Source organism: Maritalea porphyrae (assembly GCF_030159895.1).
GTDB classification, from domain to species: Bacteria; Pseudomonadota; Alphaproteobacteria; order Rhizobiales; family Devosiaceae; genus Maritalea; species Maritalea porphyrae.
Window position 1 is genome coordinate 349,244 of the sequence record NZ_BSNI01000002.1, and the last position, 17,974, is coordinate 367,217.

Annotated in this window: 20 protein-coding genes; 11 read left to right on the forward strand and 9 right to left on the reverse strand. The window is 51.1% G+C overall.

Going from position 1 to position 17,974, the window contains the following annotated elements; genetic code table 11:
* The first annotated feature begins 23 nt into the window (after window positions 1-23).
* Window positions 24-530, forward strand: a complete 507-nt coding sequence (locus QQL65_RS05205) for a GNAT family N-acetyltransferase (RefSeq protein WP_284362539.1) — start codon at window positions 24-26, stop codon at window positions 528-530.
* On the opposite strand, the gene QQL65_RS05210 is transcribed toward QQL65_RS05205, so the two are convergent.
* From QQL65_RS05210 to QQL65_RS05220, 3 genes are all read right to left on the reverse strand, one after another.
* Entirely contained in the window at window positions 527-874 is a 348-nt protein-coding gene (locus QQL65_RS05210) for a DUF2794 domain-containing protein (RefSeq protein ID WP_284366214.1), read from the reverse strand. The genes QQL65_RS05205 and QQL65_RS05210 overlap by 4 nt on opposite strands.
* 332 nt (window positions 875-1,206) lie before the next feature.
* Window positions 1,207-1,947, reverse strand: coding sequence for a DUF1223 domain-containing protein (locus QQL65_RS05215; protein WP_284362541.1), 741 nt, complete (start codon window positions 1,945-1,947; stop codon window positions 1,207-1,209).
* Between the two features lie 78 nt (window positions 1,948-2,025).
* On the reverse strand, window positions 2,026-2,583 hold the full coding sequence (locus QQL65_RS05220) for a TetR/AcrR family transcriptional regulator (protein ID WP_284362544.1): 558 nt from the start codon (window positions 2,581-2,583) through the stop codon (window positions 2,026-2,028).
* A gap of 79 nt (window positions 2,584-2,662) precedes the next feature.
* Between QQL65_RS05220 and QQL65_RS05225 the strand changes: the two genes are divergently transcribed.
* Window positions 2,663-3,265: an NAD(P)H-dependent oxidoreductase gene (locus QQL65_RS05225; protein WP_284362545.1), complete on the forward strand. Its 603-nt coding sequence runs from the start codon at window positions 2,663-2,665 to the stop codon at window positions 3,263-3,265.
* Between the two features lie 32 nt (window positions 3,266-3,297).
* On the opposite strand, the gene acnA is transcribed toward QQL65_RS05225, so the two are convergent.
* A complete protein-coding gene (gene acnA, locus QQL65_RS05230; protein WP_284362547.1) occupies window positions 3,298-5,973 on the reverse strand; it encodes an aconitate hydratase AcnA in 2,676 nt (891 codons plus the stop codon).
* Between the two features lie 175 nt (window positions 5,974-6,148).
* On the opposite strand from acnA, the gene ccmA reads away from it, so the two are divergent.
* Genes ccmA through QQL65_RS05255 form a run of 5 tightly spaced genes read left to right on the forward strand, consistent with a single transcriptional unit; the run spans window position 6,149 to window position 8,968 of the window.
* The gene (gene ccmA / locus QQL65_RS05235) at window positions 6,149-6,793 is read left to right on the forward strand and encodes a heme ABC exporter ATP-binding protein CcmA (protein ID WP_284362549.1); all 645 of its coding nucleotides are present in this window, start codon (window positions 6,149-6,151) and stop codon (window positions 6,791-6,793) included.
* Window positions 6,790-7,455, forward strand: a complete 666-nt coding sequence (gene ccmB, locus QQL65_RS05240) for a heme exporter protein CcmB (protein WP_284362551.1) — start codon at window positions 6,790-6,792, stop codon at window positions 7,453-7,455. The genes ccmA and ccmB overlap by 4 nt, the downstream gene beginning before the upstream one ends.
* 9 nt (window positions 7,456-7,464) lie before the next feature.
* Entirely contained in the window at window positions 7,465-8,250 is a 786-nt protein-coding gene (locus tag QQL65_RS05245; RefSeq protein WP_284362553.1) for a heme ABC transporter permease, read from the forward strand.
* Window positions 8,247-8,420, forward strand: a complete 174-nt coding sequence (gene ccmD / locus QQL65_RS05250) for a heme exporter protein CcmD (protein WP_284362554.1) — start codon at window positions 8,247-8,249, stop codon at window positions 8,418-8,420. Before QQL65_RS05245 ends, ccmD begins: the two co-directional genes overlap by 4 nt.
* Window positions 8,417-8,968, forward strand: a complete 552-nt coding sequence (locus tag QQL65_RS05255; RefSeq protein WP_284362555.1) for a DsbE family thiol:disulfide interchange protein — start codon at window positions 8,417-8,419, stop codon at window positions 8,966-8,968. The genes ccmD and QQL65_RS05255 overlap by 4 nt, the downstream gene beginning before the upstream one ends.
* Window positions 8,969-8,971: 3 nt before the next feature.
* Here the strand turns inward: QQL65_RS05255 and QQL65_RS05260 are convergent, their stop codons facing one another.
* From QQL65_RS05260 to dapF, 5 genes are read right to left on the reverse strand one after another with little or no spacing between them, the layout of a single operon-like run.
* Complete coding sequence (locus QQL65_RS05260; RefSeq protein ID WP_284362557.1) at window positions 8,972-9,616, reverse strand: septation protein A; 645 nt, start codon at window positions 9,614-9,616, stop codon at window positions 8,972-8,974.
* A gap of 7 nt (window positions 9,617-9,623) precedes the next feature.
* A complete protein-coding gene (locus tag QQL65_RS05265; RefSeq protein WP_284362560.1) occupies window positions 9,624-10,709 on the reverse strand; it encodes a threonine aldolase family protein in 1,086 nt (361 codons plus the stop codon).
* A gap of 24 nt (window positions 10,710-10,733) precedes the next feature.
* Window positions 10,734-12,035, reverse strand: coding sequence for a signal recognition particle-docking protein FtsY (gene ftsY / locus QQL65_RS05270; RefSeq protein ID WP_284362562.1), 1,302 nt, complete (start codon window positions 12,033-12,035; stop codon window positions 10,734-10,736).
* Window positions 12,036-12,043: 8 nt separating this feature from the next.
* A complete protein-coding gene (gene mtaB / locus QQL65_RS05275; protein ID WP_284362565.1) occupies window positions 12,044-13,309 on the reverse strand; it encodes a tRNA (N(6)-L-threonylcarbamoyladenosine(37)-C(2))-methylthiotransferase MtaB in 1,266 nt (421 codons plus the stop codon).
* Window positions 13,306-14,175 carry a diaminopimelate epimerase gene (gene dapF, locus QQL65_RS05280; RefSeq protein ID WP_284362568.1) on the reverse strand — a complete coding sequence of 290 codons (870 nt, stop codon included), beginning with the start codon at window positions 14,173-14,175 and terminating at the stop codon, window positions 13,306-13,308. The genes mtaB and dapF overlap by 4 nt, the downstream gene beginning before the upstream one ends.
* A 339-nt stretch (window positions 14,176-14,514) precedes the next feature.
* Here dapF and ffh point away from each other — a divergent pair, with 339 nt between their 5' ends.
* The 4 genes from ffh (at window position 14,515) to trmD (ending at window position 17,911) form a co-directional block, all read left to right on the forward strand.
* On the forward strand, window positions 14,515-16,071 hold the full coding sequence (ffh, locus tag QQL65_RS05285) for a signal recognition particle protein (protein ID WP_284362570.1): 1,557 nt from the start codon (window positions 14,515-14,517) through the stop codon (window positions 16,069-16,071).
* 74 nt (window positions 16,072-16,145) lie between these two features.
* Window positions 16,146-16,556, forward strand: coding sequence for a 30S ribosomal protein S16 (rpsP, locus tag QQL65_RS05290; protein WP_284362572.1), 411 nt, complete (start codon window positions 16,146-16,148; stop codon window positions 16,554-16,556).
* A 38-nt stretch (window positions 16,557-16,594) separates the two neighbouring features.
* Complete coding sequence (rimM, locus tag QQL65_RS05295) at window positions 16,595-17,146, forward strand: ribosome maturation factor RimM (protein WP_284362574.1); 552 nt, start codon at window positions 16,595-16,597, stop codon at window positions 17,144-17,146.
* 69 nt (window positions 17,147-17,215) lie between these two features.
* Complete coding sequence (trmD, locus tag QQL65_RS05300; RefSeq protein WP_284362576.1) at window positions 17,216-17,911, forward strand: tRNA (guanosine(37)-N1)-methyltransferase TrmD; 696 nt, start codon at window positions 17,216-17,218, stop codon at window positions 17,909-17,911.
* Window positions 17,912-17,974 lie beyond the last annotated feature (63 nt).

A 17,974-nucleotide genomic window follows, 5' to 3' on the forward strand; every position in this document is an offset into this window, starting at 1 on the left:
CTTCTTTGTTGTCGGAGCCAACGATGCAGATCACACAGTTCAGAACATCTCAGACATCTGAGATCACCGCGCTCTACGCCCATTATGTGGGCACCACGGCCATCACCTTTGATCTTGATCCGCCAAGCGAAAGCCAAATGGCTGAAAAGCTCCATGGTCTTTTGCACGATGGCTATCCCGTGCTTGTGGCCACAAATGATAGCAACAAGCTGGCTGGCTATGCCTATGCAAGTTCATACCGCCCAAAGCGTGCCTATCAGCATTCGGCAGAAGTCACGATCTATGTCGACCCCGCGGCACAAGGCCAAGGGGTCGGCAGCGCATTGATGAATGCTTTAATTGAAGCGTTGCAAGCAGCGGAGCAATTTCACCTAGCGATCGCCATGATTGCGGACGACGCTAAGGCGTCCATTAAATTACATCAGAAGTTCGGATTTAAAAAAGTCGGCTATTTGCCTGAAGTGGGTCGCAAATTTAACAAGTGGCATGGCGTTTCGATCCTGCAGCGATCTTTGTCCAAAATACCCTAGCGTACGGCAGCGATATTCCCATCGAGCACGCGCAGCACCTGATGCAATTCATGGCCGCGCTTTAGCACTTGCCCCGCATGGCCGAGCACACGGTACATGCCCTGCTTCTTGCGCAATTTCGGGTCTTTTTCGATCCGGAAGACGGGCATTTCGCTTGCGCGTTTAAAGATCGAAAACACCGCCCGATCTTTAAGCATATCAATCGCATAGTCTTTCCATTCACCATTGGCCACTTGCCGACCATAAACATTTAGAAGAACGGAAAGCTCTTTGCGGTCAAAAGAAACTATTTCGGGAATGGGTTTAGGTTTGGCTTTAACAACGTCATCACTTGAATGAACCAGCTTTAACTTCACTGGTGATTTTGGCAACGAATGTTCAGTCAAAGTCAAACCTCCTCAGCACATCTATATCTTCGCATGATTGCGCCAAATATTGGTTAAGGCAAGGGATAAAAAAGCCTCTAAATCGTCACAATTCGCCCCTTTTCTCGCCGAAAAGCATCACTATCTATTAATCATAGCCTCCAGTACCCCGGCCCTTGGACTGTTTTAGCCCCCAATCGAAGAGCAGTTCCAAGGCGCCGGACCCCCAAAAATCAGCATCAAAGATGCGAAAACCCCCAAAGCTCCAAATTGGGGGTTCTTTTTTGTCAAAATTTTGGATTGAGAGCGGCTTAGCGCAGCATCGAAACCGCGCCAAGTATGCGTCCGGGCAGGCCTTTAGCGGTGCGCTCCTGCACCAAAATCGCAAGGCCGTTAATCTCATCATTCATCATTTGCGGCACAGGCAAACTCAACTCAACGCCTTTTTGCGGCATCCACATGCCCACAAGCTGTCGGTTTTTGACAATTGAGGAATAGGTGATTGATCGACCTCGGTTCTCGCCCCGGCCAATATCAACCTTGGCATTTGCCACAAAGGGCACCAACCACACCGTCGCATCTTTTAGATCAATATCCGCCGGCGGAATACTAATCGAAAGCATGTCGCCAACTTCGGCAACTTCCACTTTCACATTGAGGCTAGCCTGCGCGGTAAGCTTATCGATCTCATCGCGATAGGACCCAACCACATCTGTGCGACCATTGATGATCATTTGAGGCGTATAAATGCGTTTCTCACCATTCGCACGGGCATATTGGCGCTGCAAATCAGAATGCGCTTTTTGGCTAAACGTGTCTTCCCAGCCAATATAATTCCAATAATCTACATGATAGGCGAGTGTGATAAACCGCTTATCCTTTGCCAATTCGCCCAGAATTTCATCTGCAGGCGGACAAGATGAACAACCCTGAGAGGTAAACAACTCAAGCACAGCAACGGGTTCTGCCTTAATGTCCATGGCAGAAATCGGCGCAATGCTGGTGAGAACCAGCCCCAGCGCTCCAGCAAATTTTGAGATCAACTTCATCATGGCAAAAGTCATAATTGAATATGTCTTCAACCACCAGTCACACAAACTGACTAATTCGTGAGCATCTGGCTTTACACATCAAAACAAAGTGGCAAGCATTAGGTTTTCAAATTGGTCTTTTGTATCTTCTGCGCTTTGGCAAGCGCGATGCATAACAATGGCGTGAACCAAAAATGCCCGCAAAATCTCAAGCTTCTGGTCGGTACGTAAGTCTTTAGATGGCGGCAGGTGCACAGCAATTACTGCATAGAACCGCGCTTCAACAGGACCAATTATGCGTTCACAAATATCATGGCCATCCCAAAGCATAATGCGCCCATAAACGTCGTCTGAAAATGCAAAGTCCAGAAACTGAACAAGTGGATCTATCAGTTCCTTTGGGGAAATATCATCTGGCATTTGCGCAATGTGGTCGCACAGTTCATCCAGTTTTTGAGCGAACAACGCCGCCGGCAGCGCTAATTTTTCGCTGTAATGGGCCAGCACTGTGCCCTTCCCCACGCCCGCTTCTATAGCAATCGCCGAAATCGAAATCTCGTCGAAGGCCTTTGTCAGCGCCAACCGATCATAAGCACTTTGGATTGCTTTGCGGGTTTTGAGCGCCCGCTCTTGTTTGCCTTCAACACGAATATTCATGACTTACCCTTAGCACAATTGACCGCAGTCAAAAAGTGCATTATATAAAGTTGACCACGGTCAATTTATGGAGAATTTTGTGACCAATATTCTAGTTCTATCCGGCCATCCGCGCCCAAACAGTTTCACTGAACAGCTGAGCAAGGCCTATGTTGAAGGCGCACAGGCGGCTGGCCATCAAACATCCCTTATGATGTTGCATCAGCTTGAAATCGGGCACGACCCTGTCGCTCCAAAGCCTTCACACGAAAGCTGGTCCAGTGACCTTGATCGTCTGTGGCAACATATGTTGGAAGCTGACCATATCGTTATCGCCCACCCCTTATGGTGGGGATCAATGCCTGGGGAACTGAAACTGCTTTTTGATCGCCTATTGGTGTCCGGCAAGGCCTATAGTTATGAGCAGGGCAACGCCTTCCCTGTTGGGCACCTTAAGGGCAAAACGGCGGAGGTGATTATGACCTCAGACACGCCGAATTGGTTTTACAAGATTGGCTATCACAGCGCGCAAACGCAATTGATGAAGAATCAAATCCTAAAATTCATCGGCCTAAAGCCAATTCGGTTTACCCATATTTCGCCAATGCGCACCATGAACGAAAAGCAACTCAAAGAAAAGTTGAACCAGACCTATCAATTGGGGTTCAGCCTAAAGCCCCAAAAACAAAAGAGCGCGGCCTAGTCGCCGCGCTCTCAATTCAATTGGCAATACTATTAGCTCACCAAATTGCGCAATACATAGTGCAAAATGCCGCCATTGCGGTAATAGTCGAGCTCGTCCTCCGTATCGATCCGGCAAAGCGCTTCAAAGCTCCTATCAGAACCGTTAGGGGACTTCACTTTCACGGTGACATCACAACGCGGTGTTATATCCGCTAAGCCTTCAATGCTGATTTCCTCATCGCCGGTAAGGCCCAAAGAGGTCCAACTTGCACCATCTTTGAACTGCAACGGCAACACGCCCATGCCCACAAGGTTTGAGCGGTGAATACGTTCAAAGCTTTCAACAATCACCGCGCGAACACCAAGCAAAATCGTACCTTTCGCCGCCCAATCTCGAGATGAACCTGTGCCATATTCTTTGCCGCCAAACACCACCAATGGCGTGCCTTGGTCGGCATAGGCCATCGCCGCATCATACATGGCGGCGACTTCCCCAGATGGGTCTTTTGTGAAACCGCCTTCCACACCAGGCACCATTTGGTTCTTGATCCGAATATTGGCAAACGTGCCGCGCATCATAATTTCATGATTGCCGCGTCGCGAGCCATAGGAGTTAAAGTCTTTCACCCCAACTTGCCGTTCCAGCAAATATTTGCCCGCTGGCGTGTCCGATTTAAACGATCCCGCAGGCGAAATATGGTCAGTTGTAATGCTGTCACCAAACAGGCTCAAAATCCGCGCATTTTTCACGTCCTGAACCGGCGCTGGCTCTTTGGTCAGACCCTCAAAATATGGCGGGTTTTGGACATAGGTGGAAGATGAATTCCACGCATAGGTTTCGCCACCTTCAACCTTAATGTCGCGCCAACCCGCATCGCCTTTAAAGACATCGGAATAGCGTTTGTTGAACATTTCTGGCGTGACGTTTTCACGTACAATTTGTTTGATTTCTTCGCTCGTTGGCCACAAGTCTTTCAAATAGACTGGATTGCCGTCGGCATCATTGCCCAATGCTTCTGTTGTGATATCCAAACTCATATTGCCCGCCAGCGCATAGGCTACAACCAATGGCGGTGACGCCAAATAGTTGGCTTTAACATCTGGGTTCACCCGGCCCTCAAAGTTCCGGTTGCCGGACAAGACCGAGCATGCCACCAAATCATGTTCATTGACCGCTTTTGAAATCTCAGGCGGCAAAGGACCTGAATTGCCAATACAAGTGGTGCAGCCATAGCCCACAAGATTAAAGCCAAGCGCATCCAGATCATCTTGCAAACCAGATGAGGTGAGATAATCCGTCACTACTTGCGAGCCCGGTGCAAGAGATGTTTTCACCCAAGGTTTCACTTCCAAACCAAGCGCCCGCGCTTTGCGCGCCACCAATCCGGCGGCAACCAAAACCGCCGGGTTTGACGTATTGGTGCAAGAGGTAATCGCTGCAATCACCACATCACCATGGGTGATGGAAAAATCCTTACCTTCGACAGCTGCTTTGGGTTGATCTGTTTTGCCAAATTCATCTGCAAGCGCGGCCACAAATTTCGGCTTCGCCTCGTCAAGATTGATCCGATCTTGCGGACGTTTCGGTCCAGAAATTGACGGCACCACTTCATCTAGGTCGAGATAAAGCGTGTCTGTATATTCCGCATCAACGGTTGATCCGTCGCGGAACATGCCTTGCGCCTTTGAATAGGCTTCAACCAGTGCCACCCGCTCTTCTTCGCGCCCAGATGTGCGCAAATAATCAAGCGTGTCATCGTCGACCGGGAAAAAGCCGCAAGTCGCACCATATTCAGGTGCCATATTGGCAATGGTGGCTTGATCTTCCAACGTTAGATTATCGAGCCCGGGGCCAAAGAACTCAACGAACTTGCCAACAACGCCGCGTTCACGCAGCATCTCAACAACCTTAAGCACCAAGTCAGTGGCGGTGATCCCATCGCGCATATTGCCTTCAAGCTTAAAGCCAATCACTTCAGGGATCAGCATCGAAATCGGTTGCCCAAGCATTGCCGCTTCCGCTTCGATGCCGCCAACACCCCACCCCAGAACGGACAAGCCATTGATCATGGTGGTGTGACTATCGGTGCCCACCAACGTGTCTGGATAGGCAATGGTTTCCCCATTCTCTTCCTTGGTCCAAACGGTCTGGGCTAAATATTCAAGGTTCACTTGGTGGCAAATACCGGTGCCCGGTGGCACCACGCGGAAGTTATCAAATGCTTCTTGGCCCCAGCGCAAAAACTCATAGCGCTCGCCATTGCGCTCATATTCGCGCTCCACATTTTGCGTAAAGGCATTGCCGGTGCCGAAAAAATCAACCATCACCGAGTGGTCAATCACCAAGTCAACTGGGACTTGCGGATTGATCTTTTGCGGATCTGCGCCAAGCTTTGCTGTCGCATCGCGCATTGCAGCCAAATCCACAACTGCGGGTACGCCTGTAAAATCCTGCATCAATACACGGGCTGGACGATAAGAAATCTCTTGCGCAGATGATTTGGTTTTAAGCCAATCTGCGCACGCAAGAATGTCTTCTTTTGTCACCGTGCGGCCATCTTCAAAGCGCAACAGGTTTTCCAACACCACCTTTAAAGAATTGGGAAGCTTGGATATCCCTGCAAGCCCGTTTTTCTCAGCTTCCGGAAGGGAAAAATATGTGTAATTTTTGTCGCCAACTTTAAGCGTTTGCTTGGCGTTAAAACTGTTCAATGAGCTATTTGTCACGTCAACTGCCTATCTATTCGAATTTCGAACTGGCTCTGACCAAAAGCATCTCGTTTCACTTTTGGTCAAAAAGCATGAAACGAACACCGCTGTCCCCACGGTGGTGCTCACGCCGATATATAGTGAATATAATCTTCTCTTGCCAGTGCGTAGTCTATTCCAATATCACTGCACCATGATAGAGAGCTCACAAATCGTTGAAAAGACATCCGTAAAGGTGCGCGAATTGTCAGTTTCGCGCGGCGGCTTTGTTATTTTTGAGGATGTTTCCTTCGATGCAAACCCCGGTGAAGTTGTTTTGTTGCGCGGCCCCAATGGCGCAGGCAAATCCACCTGCCTTGCAGCCCTGCACGGCGCACTGCACCCTACCCATGGCATCATCGATATTGAACTGGATGACGAAGAACGCTCGCCCCGCGAACTAATCCATGTGATCGGGCATGTGCCCGGGGTGAAAACCACCCTCACCGTACGCGAGAACTTGCAGTTTTGGGCTGACCTTTATGGCGGGTCCAATGATGTCGACAATGCCATCGACGCAGCGGGACTGCATCCAATTGCCGATAGCGACGCTTCAATTTTGTCCGCCGGTCAAACACGGCGTTTGGCACTGGCTCGTTTACTGGTCGCTGAACGCCCGATTTGGATTTTGGACGAGCCAACTTCCGCGCTTGATAAACAAGGCGATGCATGGGTTGGACATTTAATTGCTGAACACGCCAAGAAAGGCGGCATCGTCATTGCCGCAACGCACCTTGATATTCCGCACGTGCCAGCGGACAAAATCAAAACAGTGATGATCAACGGAGCAGCAGCATGAAGGCGTTTTGGGCTGTTGTCTTGCGCGACATCAAACTCGCCACCCGCATTGGCGGTGATGCGCTGACCGTCGTGCTGTTTTACATTATGGTTGGCGCCATCATGCCCTTTGCGATTGGGCCAGACAAAGTGCTGCTGATGAAACTCGGACCCGCCATCATTTGGATTTCGGCGCTTCTGTCACTGCTGCTCGCGCTTGATCGCTTGTTCCGCACCGACCACGAAGACGGCTCACTCATCGCCATGCGACAAGCCCATCTGCCGCTCGAAATGATTGTGCTCGCCAAGCTAATCGCCCACTGGCTGACCAATGCAGCGCCATTGATTATTGCAACGCCCCTATTGGCGATTTTGCTCAACTTGGATGCTAGCCAAACCATCAAAGTGATTTTCACCCTATTGATCGGCACCCCCGCACTGGTGTGTTTTGGCGCAATTGGCGCAGCGGTTACCGTGACAATAAAGCGCGGCGGTCTGATCGCCCCAATCCTTATTTTGCCACTTTCCATCCCCACGCTGATTTTTGGGGTAAGTGCCCTCTCAACCGGTGCAATTGAAACAGCGTCTAGTTCTGCACTGCTGTTCTTAGCTGGTTTTACGCTATTGGCATTGGTGTTCACCCCCTTTGCGACAGCGCTTGCGCTTAAAATGGGAGCCGAGTAAAGAGTATATATGTCAAAAAACGCATCTATTGAACCAACGCCTCAAGATTTGGGCTTTTTCTCCCGCATCGCGCATCCGGGATACTTTTTGCAATGGTCAAAATATTGGCTAACGCCCTTGACCATCATCACCGTGGTGCTGTTGGCGTTCGGCACCTATTTGGCGTTCTTCAACTCGCCCGCTGACTACCAACAAGGCGACACAGTACGCATCATGTATGTGCATGTGCCCAACGCCTGGCTATCGCAGTTTTGCTATGCGGTGATGGTTGTCGCCTCTGTTGGTTCCCTTGTTTGGCGGCATCCGCTGGCCGACGTTTCCGCAAAAGCTGCCGCCCCCTTGGGCGCGACTTTTACAGCGGTTGCCCTCGCCACCGGCGCACTTTGGGGCGCGCCCACTTGGGGCACTTTTTGGGAATGGGACGGGCGCATGACATCAACTTTGGTCATGCTGTTCATCTATCTCGGCATCATCGCTTTGTGGCGCACTTTTGAAGATCAGGCCCGCGCCGGGCGCATCATTGCCGTGATCACACTTGTCGGCGCGATCAATATTCCCATCATCAAATTCTCGGTTGAATGGTGGAACACCCTCCATCAACCAGCAAGCGTATTTCGACCTGATGGACCAACCATGCCCATGTCGATATTGCTGCCCTTATTTGTGATGTTCTTTGGCTTTTCATTTTTGTTTTTGCTGTTGCACTTCATTTCGATGCGCGCTGAAATACTGCGCCGCCGCGTCCGCGCCCTTGAGCGCCGAAATGCCCAACGTTTGCGGGAACAACAATCATGATCGATATCAGCCAGCATTTTGAATTTATTCTGGGCTCCTATCTGGTCACTTGCGCCTTGGTTGGCGCATTGGTGATCTTGGTCAATCGCGACTATCACGTGCAAGAAAAACGGCTTGCCGATCTAGAAGCTAAGGGCCTACGCCGCCGATCTGAAGAGAACAAGAAATGAAGCGTATCTGGATCTATTTGGTGCCGCTTGTCCTTGCCGGTGGCCTGTTCGCGCTATTTGCCAGCCAAATCAACGAGGACCCAAACCTGCTGCCCTCAGCACTGTTAAACAAAGACGCGCCACAATTTGAACTCGGGCCGATTGAGGGCCACAATCAATCAGGTTTTTCAACCAAAGATCTAATTGGTCAAGTCACCTTGGTGAATGTGTTTGCCAGCTGGTGCGTACCGTGCCGCGACGAGCATGAGTTCTTGATTGAGCTGGCCAAACGCGGTGACGTGAAAATTTACGGGATAAACTATAACGACCAGCCCGAGAATGCGCGTGCCTTCTTGGCCGAACTGGGTAACCCCTATGACGCGATCGGCGCAGACCGCAACCGTCGCGTTAGCCTAGATTGGGGCGTATATGGGGTACCCGAAAGCTACTTGGTCAACCAGAGCGGCAAGATCGTTTATAAACACACCGGCCCGATCAACGCCCAAAGCTTTCAAAAGGACGTGGTCCCGGCGATTGAAAAAACGTTGGAAGCCCTTTCAAACACCTAAAACTTATTCGGCTTCAGGCGCATATTTCGTCAAAATTGGCACCACCAATGCGAACGAGAATACCAACGTCAAAGGCATGATGCCCCAAACTTTAAACGCGACCCAAAAGTCGGTTGAAAAGTTCCGCCACACGATCTCGTTGATCGCGGCGAGCACAAAAAAGAAGATGGTCCAGCGCCATGTTAGAATGCGCCAACCCTCAGCTTTGAGCTTATAAACATCACCAAACACATATTTGAGAAGGCTTTGGCCGAACAGCAAACCGCCAAGCAGCACAGAGCCAAACAGCATATTCACAATTGTGGGCTTAAGCTTGATGAACGTATCATCCTGCAACCACAAGGTAAGTCCGCCGAAAACCAGAACGACAACGCCCGTCACCAGCGGCATAACCGCGACGCGCTTGAGCAAAAGCCAGCTCAGAAGCAGTGAAATGCTCATCGCCAACATAAACACTGCTGTCGCGAAGATAATAGGCTGAGGGCCAAACCAAGTCTCAAGAATAGGGAACCCAGCCAAAAAATCTTTTCCGCGCGCATTGACGAAGAAAAACAAAACCAATGGCCCAAGTTCTAGCGCCAGTTTGATCAATTGAGGTTTAAGTTCGTCCCAGTTTACTTCTTCTGGCTGCTGTTTGGTGTCGCTCATAATTTCCCTAATCTTCACGCATCAATTGCGTTAGCTTCTCGATATAGAACGCCCAGCGCTCCGGCGCCAGTGCCATTGCACTTTCGCCGATCTCTACGTCAAAGCCATATACATGATCAAACGCGGTTTCCATCACCCCGCCTGCGATCCAAATGCGCTCATATTCAATCATGTGCTTGAGCGCTTTTTCTATTTTTTTGCGGTCGCCCTTAATGTGCACTTGGAAGCCACTTGTGTGCGGCACTTCGGGTGACGTGGTGACGTCTGGAATTTGGTTGATCAACATCGCAATAGTCCGCGCTGCGGCCACGTAATGCGGGATTTCGCCCAAATGCTTATCCATGCCCATCAGCGCTGAAATGGCATATGGGAATTGGAATGGCAGTTCGCCACCCATTCGGGTCACCCAAACTTCAACCGCATCCATCAACGCTTTGCTGCCGACAATGCCGCAACCGCCTAAGCCTTTGAGTTCTTTGTAAAATGAAACATAGATGCTGTCGCACAGCATCGCAATTTCACTGAACTTTTTGCCATAGGCCGCTGCCGCACCAAAAATCCGCGCCCCATCAATGTGCAAATGCACATCATGCACGTGGCACCAGGTGGAGATTTTCTGCAATTCAGCAAACGGCATCAGCCGATAGCTTGCGCGACGCAAGGGCAGTTCAACACACACTGCTGCTGGCTTTTCGCCCAGCGCGTCCAAATCATCAACCGTAAAGGGGTGGTGGTGATTGCCCGCTCGTAAAAACTGAATGGGGTGCAAAATCTCAACCGCTTCCATCTCATCATAATCCAGATGAGATGCACGATGCACCACGACGCGGTTGTTGCCGGTAAATTCGGTAACAGCGCGCAACACCGCCATTTGAGCGATCATGCCTTTTACACAGAACCGCGCTGCCGGCTTATCAAACATCTTTTTAAGCCGCGTCGCCACTTCTTCGCAGGCGCCGCCTTGCCCATAAATGTCAGCGGGTAAAAAAGCGTGATCGCTTTCAGCAATTGATTTCAGTGTTTCCGCAATATTGGGTGGCGCGAAATTGGGCAGCACATACACACATTTTTCCATCTGGTGTCGGTCGATCATCTGCCCTCTCCTCAAGTACCGTTTCTAGGTGACGTCGCTTGCCCCCGCTATTGCCTCGGCAAAATCTTGCGCCGCGAACGGTTCAAGATCACCAATAGATTCACCTACACCAATAAAATGCACAGGAAGTTTATATTTCTTCGCGATCGCCACCAGAATGCCGCCACGGGCGGTTCCATCTAGTTTTGTCATTACCAAACCGCTAACATTCGCCCGTTTTCCAAAGATTTCCACTTGATTGAGCGCATTTTGCCCTGTGGTCGCATCCAAGGTCAGCAATGTGGTGTGCGGCGCTGTTTCGTCGATCTTTTTGATCACGCGGATGATCTTTTCCAATTCCGCCATCAATTCATCACGGTTCTGCAAGCGCCCTGCCGTATCGATAATCAACACGTCAGCGCCTTGTGCTTTGGCTTCTGTCACCGCGTCAAACGCCAAACCAGACGCGTCCGCCCCGGTTGGCCGGGTGATCACCTCAACATTTGAACGCTCACCCCATACCTGAAGTTGCTCGACGGCCGCGGCCCGGAACGTATCACCGGCCGCCAACACAACCTTCTTGCCCTCAGCGGTCAGTTTCGCGGTCAATTTGCCTATCGTTGTGGTTTTGCCCGAACCATTGACCCCAACCATCAAGATCACATGCGGACTATGGCCACCGTCAAGCATTAGAGGTTGCGCCACAGGCTCTAGAACCTTTGCCACCTCATCGCGCAAAACTTGGCGGATTTCATCAACCGAAATCTCTTTGTCAAAACGATCTTTGGCCAGCCGCTCGGTAATTTCAACAGCTGTATCAATGCCCAGATCCGCTTGAATCAGCACATCTTCAAGTTGCTCGAGTGTCTCGTCGTCCAGCTTCTTCTTGGTGAAAACCGCCGCAATATTATCCGTGAGCTGATCGGATGATTTTTTAAGACCCGACGTGAGCCGCTGGAACCAGTTCTTCTTCGGCTCTGGCTCTGGCTCTGGCTCTGGCTCTGGCTCTGGCTCTGGAGGCTCCGCATCTGCAGCAGCATTCACAATCGGAGCTTCCTCTACTCCAACGTCAGTGGGAACTGGCGGGGGTGCCGGGGAAGCAGGCGCAGCCTGCGACGGCGGCACATCAGACACCTCTGGCTCTGGAACGATTGTTAGCTCTTCAGGTTCTGTGACAATCGATTTCTGGTCCACAGGCGCATCAATTGGCTCATCAATGGGCGCTTCCGCATCAATGGCGGGTGCATCCTCAACGACTTCAGGCGCAACCTCTTCCGCCTTGTCCGTTGCAGGATCATCCTTTTTGCCAAATAGCCGGCCGAAAAAGCCTGGTTTCTTCTCTGCCATAAATCCTCTTATGCTACCTGTTGGATCGGTGATCCCACAAGTCCATGTTCGCCAATGCCTGTCACTTGCGCTTCTAGTATTTGGCCCGGCTCGGTGCCCTCAATCATGATCGGCGCAAATTGCTCAGTACGCCCAATGCCATTGCGCTCAATCAAAACCGAATGGGTCTCGCCAATTTGCCGACCCAAAAACTTTTCATGCTGTTTTTCGCCAGCTGCCCGCAATTTCGCCGCACGCGCTTTGGCCACCTGCTTGTCCACTTGCGGCATTTTTGCAGCTGGGGTGCCCGGCCTAATCGAATAGGGAAACACATGCAAATAGGTCAGGTTGCACTCTTCAATGATCTTCATTGAGTTGGCGAACATTTCATCCGTTTCGGTGGGAAAGCCTGCAATAATGTCCGCACCAAAAACCATATCAGGGCGCAGTGCGCGGGCTTGATTGACGAAATCAATCGTATCTTCGCGCAAATGCCGGCGCTTCATGCGTTTCAAGATCATATTGTCGCCAGATTGCAGCGACAGGTGCAGATGCGGCATCAAGCGCTGTTCGCTTTGCAAGGCTTCCATCAGCGCGTCATCAGCTTCGATGCTGTCAATGGAGGATATGCGCAAGCGCTTAAGCTGCGGCACATGAGTCAGAATTTGCTGTGTCAATTTGCCCAAGCTAGGCTTGCCCGGCAAATCAGGGCCGTAGGAGGTGATATCCACCCCAGTGAGCACCACTTCGCCCACATCATTGTCCGCAAGCTTTTTGATCTGATCAACCACAACGCCCATTGGCACCGAGCGCGATGGTCCGCGGCCATAAGGAATAATGCAAAAAGTGCAGCGGTGATCGCAGCCATTTTGCACCTGCACAAACGCCCGCGCGCGCCCGTCCATGCCCTCAATTAAGTGCCCGGCCGTTTCCTTGACGCTCATAATGTCGTCGACAAGAATTTTGGAATTGCCGCCAATGCCAAACTTGAGCCCTTCATAGGTCTCAGCTTTCATTTTTTCGGCATTGCCCATTACCAAATCAACTTCGCCCATATCGGCAAAGCTTTGCGCATCGGTTTGCGCAGCGCAGCCAGTAACGATGATTTTGACATCAGGGTTTTCCCGGCGCGCTTTGCGGATCGCTTGGCGGGTTTGGCGCACAGCCTCTTGGGTCACCGCACATGAATTGACAATGATCACATCATCCAAACCCGCTTGTTTGGCCTGATCTTTCATTACTTCAGATTCAAATGTGTTGAGCCGACAGCCAAATGTTAGCGTTTCGACACTCATGCAGCATCACTTTCAAATAGATCTGCAGGCAACTCCCCTTCGCCTTCAATTTCATATGGTCCGGTCATCATGATGTGCTTGTCGCTATCGCGCCATTCAATCTTTAAAATGCCACCTGGCAATTCCACATCAACTTCGCCCTCAACAAAGCCTTTGCGCACCGCAGCAACACCTACAGCACAAGCCGCTGTGCCACATGCTTGGGTCAATCCAGCGCCGCGCTCCCATACGCGCACCTTGATGTGATCTTCAGAGATCACCTGTGCCAAAGAAATGTTCGCCCGCTCTGGAAAAATTGGATGATTTTCAAGCAACGGCCCAGCAAGGCTGAGATCATGCGCGTCCAAATCATCAACCCAGAAAATCGCATGTGGATTACCCACATTCACAACCGACGGGGTATGCAAAACTGGCGCATCAATCGGGCCAATTTGCAACTCAATCCCAGTCGTATCTTCAAATTGCTCCGCCAACGGAATTAGCTGCCATTGAAGGCGCGGCACACCCATATCGACGGTGACCTGATCGCCATCTTTAACAGAGCGCAAAAGACCAGCATTGGTTTCAATTACCACATTGGGTCGCCCCAACTCTTCAGCCATCAGATGGCCAATGCAACGGGTCGCGTTACCACAAGCATCCACTTCGCCGCCTTCAGCGTTATAGATCCGCATATAGATATCGGCTTCTTCATCCTTGGGCACTTCCATGATGATCAATTGATCACAGCCAACGCCTTGCTCTCGATCCGCGATCCAGCGCACCCTATCATCAGTGAATGTGAGCGCACGTTTTCGCGCATCGATGACCACGAAATCATTGCCCAAACCATTCATTTTCAAATAAGAAACCGCGTCGCCGCTCATCTCAATGCCTATATTTTTATCACTTGGTTGCCTTATATGGCGCACTTGAAGGCCAATTACCACCCATATCACGCCAAGTTTGACCGCCCATAATGCTTCTTTGATTGACTCTTTAGGGCCAATCGACTATTGCACGCACGAATTAAGTTTATCTGTCGAGCAGTTCTCGAGCCACTACCTTGTTTGAATCCGTTTCAATCAAGGGGTCAACATCCATCAGCGCGTTGCGCCCGTGGGTGTCAAAGTCATATGCAATATTGGGCTTTTTATTAAGCGCCATTATCACCATATGAACGAGGCGATACGTACAGCAGACTTAAAACAAAGTGGGACCAAATTATGTTTCAAAGCCTCTCCGACCGCTTAAGCGGTATTTTTGATGGATTGACAGGCCGCGGCGCTCTTTCAGAAGACGACGTGAACAAAGCCCTGCGCGAAGTTCGCCGGGCATTGATTGAAGCAGATGTTTCCCTTGAAGTTGTACGCGGATTTGTTGAGCAAGTGCGCGACCGTGCGGTTGGCGCTGAAGTTACCAAATCAATCACGCCCGGCCAGCAAGTGGTCAAAATCGTCAATGACGAATTGGTCGCTGTGTTGGGCACCGAGGCCGTGCCGCTTGATCTAAAATCCACACCACCTGTTGCGGTGATGATGGTGGGTTTGCAAGGCGCGGGTAAAACCACCGCCACCGGTAAGATCGCCAAGCGTCTCAAAGAAAAGCAAGGCAAGAAAGTCCTTCTTGCATCTCTTGATACACGTCGCCCGGCGGCGATGGAGCAGCTCAAGGTTCTCGGTGATCAGGTTGGCGTTGATACTCTAGAGATCATTAAAGGCCAATCCGCAGTTGAGATTGCCAAGCGCGCGCAAAAAGAAGCAAAGCTTGGTGGCTATGACGTTCTCTTCCTTGATACAGCGGGTCGCACCCATATCGATGAAGAGCTGATGGCGGAAACCGCTGAGATTAAAGCGGCCACCAACCCACATGAAATTCTTCTCGTAGCTGATGCCCTCACCGGTCAAGACGCGGTGAACCTTGCGCGCTCATTTGATGAGCGCGTGGCGATTACAGGCATCATGCTCACCCGTATTGATGGCGATGGCCGTGGCGGTGCAGCGCTTTCCATGCGCGCGGTTACTGGCAAGCCGATCAAGCTGTTGGGTACAGGCGAAAAGCTTGAAGACCTAGAAGACTTCCACCCAAGCCGGGTTGCTGATCGCATCTTGGGCATGGGCGATATTGTATCGCTTGTTGAAAAAGCTGCTGAGACCGTTTCTGCTGATGAAGCGGCCAAAATGGCCAAAAAAATGAAGAAAGGGGTTTTCGATCTTGATGATTTGAAAAACCAACTTCTTCAGATGAAAAAAATGGGCGGCATGGGCGGCCTAATGGGCATGATGCCTGGCATGGGCAAGATGAAAAAGCAGCTTGCTGGCGCCAATTTGGATGAGAAAGTGTTCGACCGGCAAGTCGCCATCATCCAATCCATGACCAAAAAAGAACGCGCAACCCCTGCTTTGCTAAACGCTTCACGCCGTAAGCGCGTTGCCGCTGGCTCTGGCACTTCAGTGCAAGAAATCAACAAACTAATCAAACAGCACCGCCAAATGGCCGACATGATGAAAAAAATGTCCAAAGGCAAAGGTGGTTTGGCTGGCGCATTGGGCGGTATGTTTGGCGGCAATATGCCCGATATTGATCCCTCGCAGCTTGATCCAAAAATGCTCGCTGAAATGGAAAAACAAATGGGCGGGCAAATGCCAGACCTTGGGGGCCTAGCGGCACCAAGCCCAGCCAAAGAACTTCCTGCTAGCGTTGATGATTTGCTCAAGGGCGGCGCAGCACCTCGATTCCCAGGCCTTCCCGGCCTTGGCCCGAAATTGGGGGGCAAGAAGTAGCTTCCCCCTTCAATGAATAAACCGAAATTACCGCTTCCAATAAGCGGTTCAAAGTCCATCTAAGGAGATACAAAATGGCAACTAAAATTCGTTTGGCCCGTGGCGGCTCTAAAAAGCGTCCTTACTACCACATCGTTGTAGCCGACGTTCGCGCACCACGTGATGGTCGTTTCATCGAGCGCGTTGGTGCATATAACCCAATGCTTTCAAAAGACGACGAAAACCGCATCAAACTTGACCAAGAGCGCATTCAGCACTGGCTAGATGCCGGCGCACAGCCAACTGACCGTGTACACCGCTTCCTTGATGCGGCTGGTCTTTTGAAGCGCGACGCACGCAACAACCCAGAAAAAGCTAAGCCTGGTAAAAAAGCGCAAGAGCGTTTGGACGAAAAACGTCAAGCTGAAGAAGATGCAAAAGCTGCCGCTGCTGAAGCTGCTGCCGCCGAAGCAGAAGCACCAGCAGAAGAAGCTGCAGCAGAGTAATTCACTCTCTTCTGCACTCTTTTTAGAAAGAACAAGCCATGGGCAGCGAAAAAGACAAATTTACCAATCGGGTTCTTATGGGCCAGATTGGGGCTGCCCACGGCATTCAGGGCCAAGTGCGCATCAAATCGCACACTGACGACCCGCTGGCGCTGAAAAACTATTCACCGCTCACCACCAATCGGCCCGGCCTTGAGATCACCATCAAAAAAGCGCGATTGAATAAATCGGTCATCGTCGCCACCCTTGAAGGGGTTACCGATCGCAACACAGCCGAAACGCTAAACGGCGTGAAGCTTTATGTCAGCCGCGATCAATTGCCCGACACCGAAGACGAAGAAGAATTCTACCAAACCGATTTGATCGGATTGGATGTGCAGCTTGAAGACGGCACAAAATACGGCACCATTACCGCCATTCAAAATCATGGCGCTGGCGACGTTTTGGAAGTGCGCCCCTTGCGCGGCCCATCCGAACTCTACCCCTTTACCAAACGCATCATCCCCACCATCAATATCGCGGATGGTTTTGTGACCTTTGTACCGCCCACCGAAATTGAGGTGGACGACAATGAAGCGTTCGAAGACTAGTTTTTCACAACAAAGCGCGTCATCTTAAAACTCTCAAAGCGAAAAAATAGACACTGTCGAGAGGTTCAAATGTTTCGCGCCGACATTATCACGCTATTTCCAGAACTGTTCCCCGGCCCTTTAGGCGCCTCGATCATTGGTCGCGCGATGGAAAAAGGCACATGGACGTTGAAAGCGCACCAACTGCGCGACTATGCATTTGATAAACACAAAAAGGTCGACGATACGCCAGCAGGCGGTGGCCCCGGCTTGGTGCTTAAACCCGACATTCTGGCCCGCGCCATTGATGATATTTCGCCAAGCGACGACCCACGTCCGCGCCTATTGATGAGCCCTCGCGGCAAACCGCTTACACAAGACTATGTGCGCGAACTCTCGGTTGGCCCCGGCGCTGTGATCGTATGTGGCCGTTTTGAGGGCGTCGACCAGCGCGTGATCGACAAACGTAACCTGATCGAAGTCTCGGTTGGTGACTATGTTTTGTGCGGCGGCGAAGTCGCCGCTATGACCTTACTTGAAGCCACCACAAGGCTGTTGCCGGGTGTGATGGGATCAAACGAAAGCGAGATGGACGAGAGCTTTGAAAATGGCTTGCTCGAATATCCCCAATATACCCGCCCCGCCACCTTTGAAGGCGAACCCATTCCACCGGTTGTCACCTCTGGTGACCACAAGAAACTTGGACGTTGGCGGCAAGAGCAATCTGAGAAACTGACCAAAGAACGTCGGCCCGATTTGTGGGCAAAGTTTGAGGGCGAAAAATAACTCCCTTGAAGCGGATCCCGCGTCAAGCGCGGGATGGTGCGGGACGCACCAATCTATTCGTAC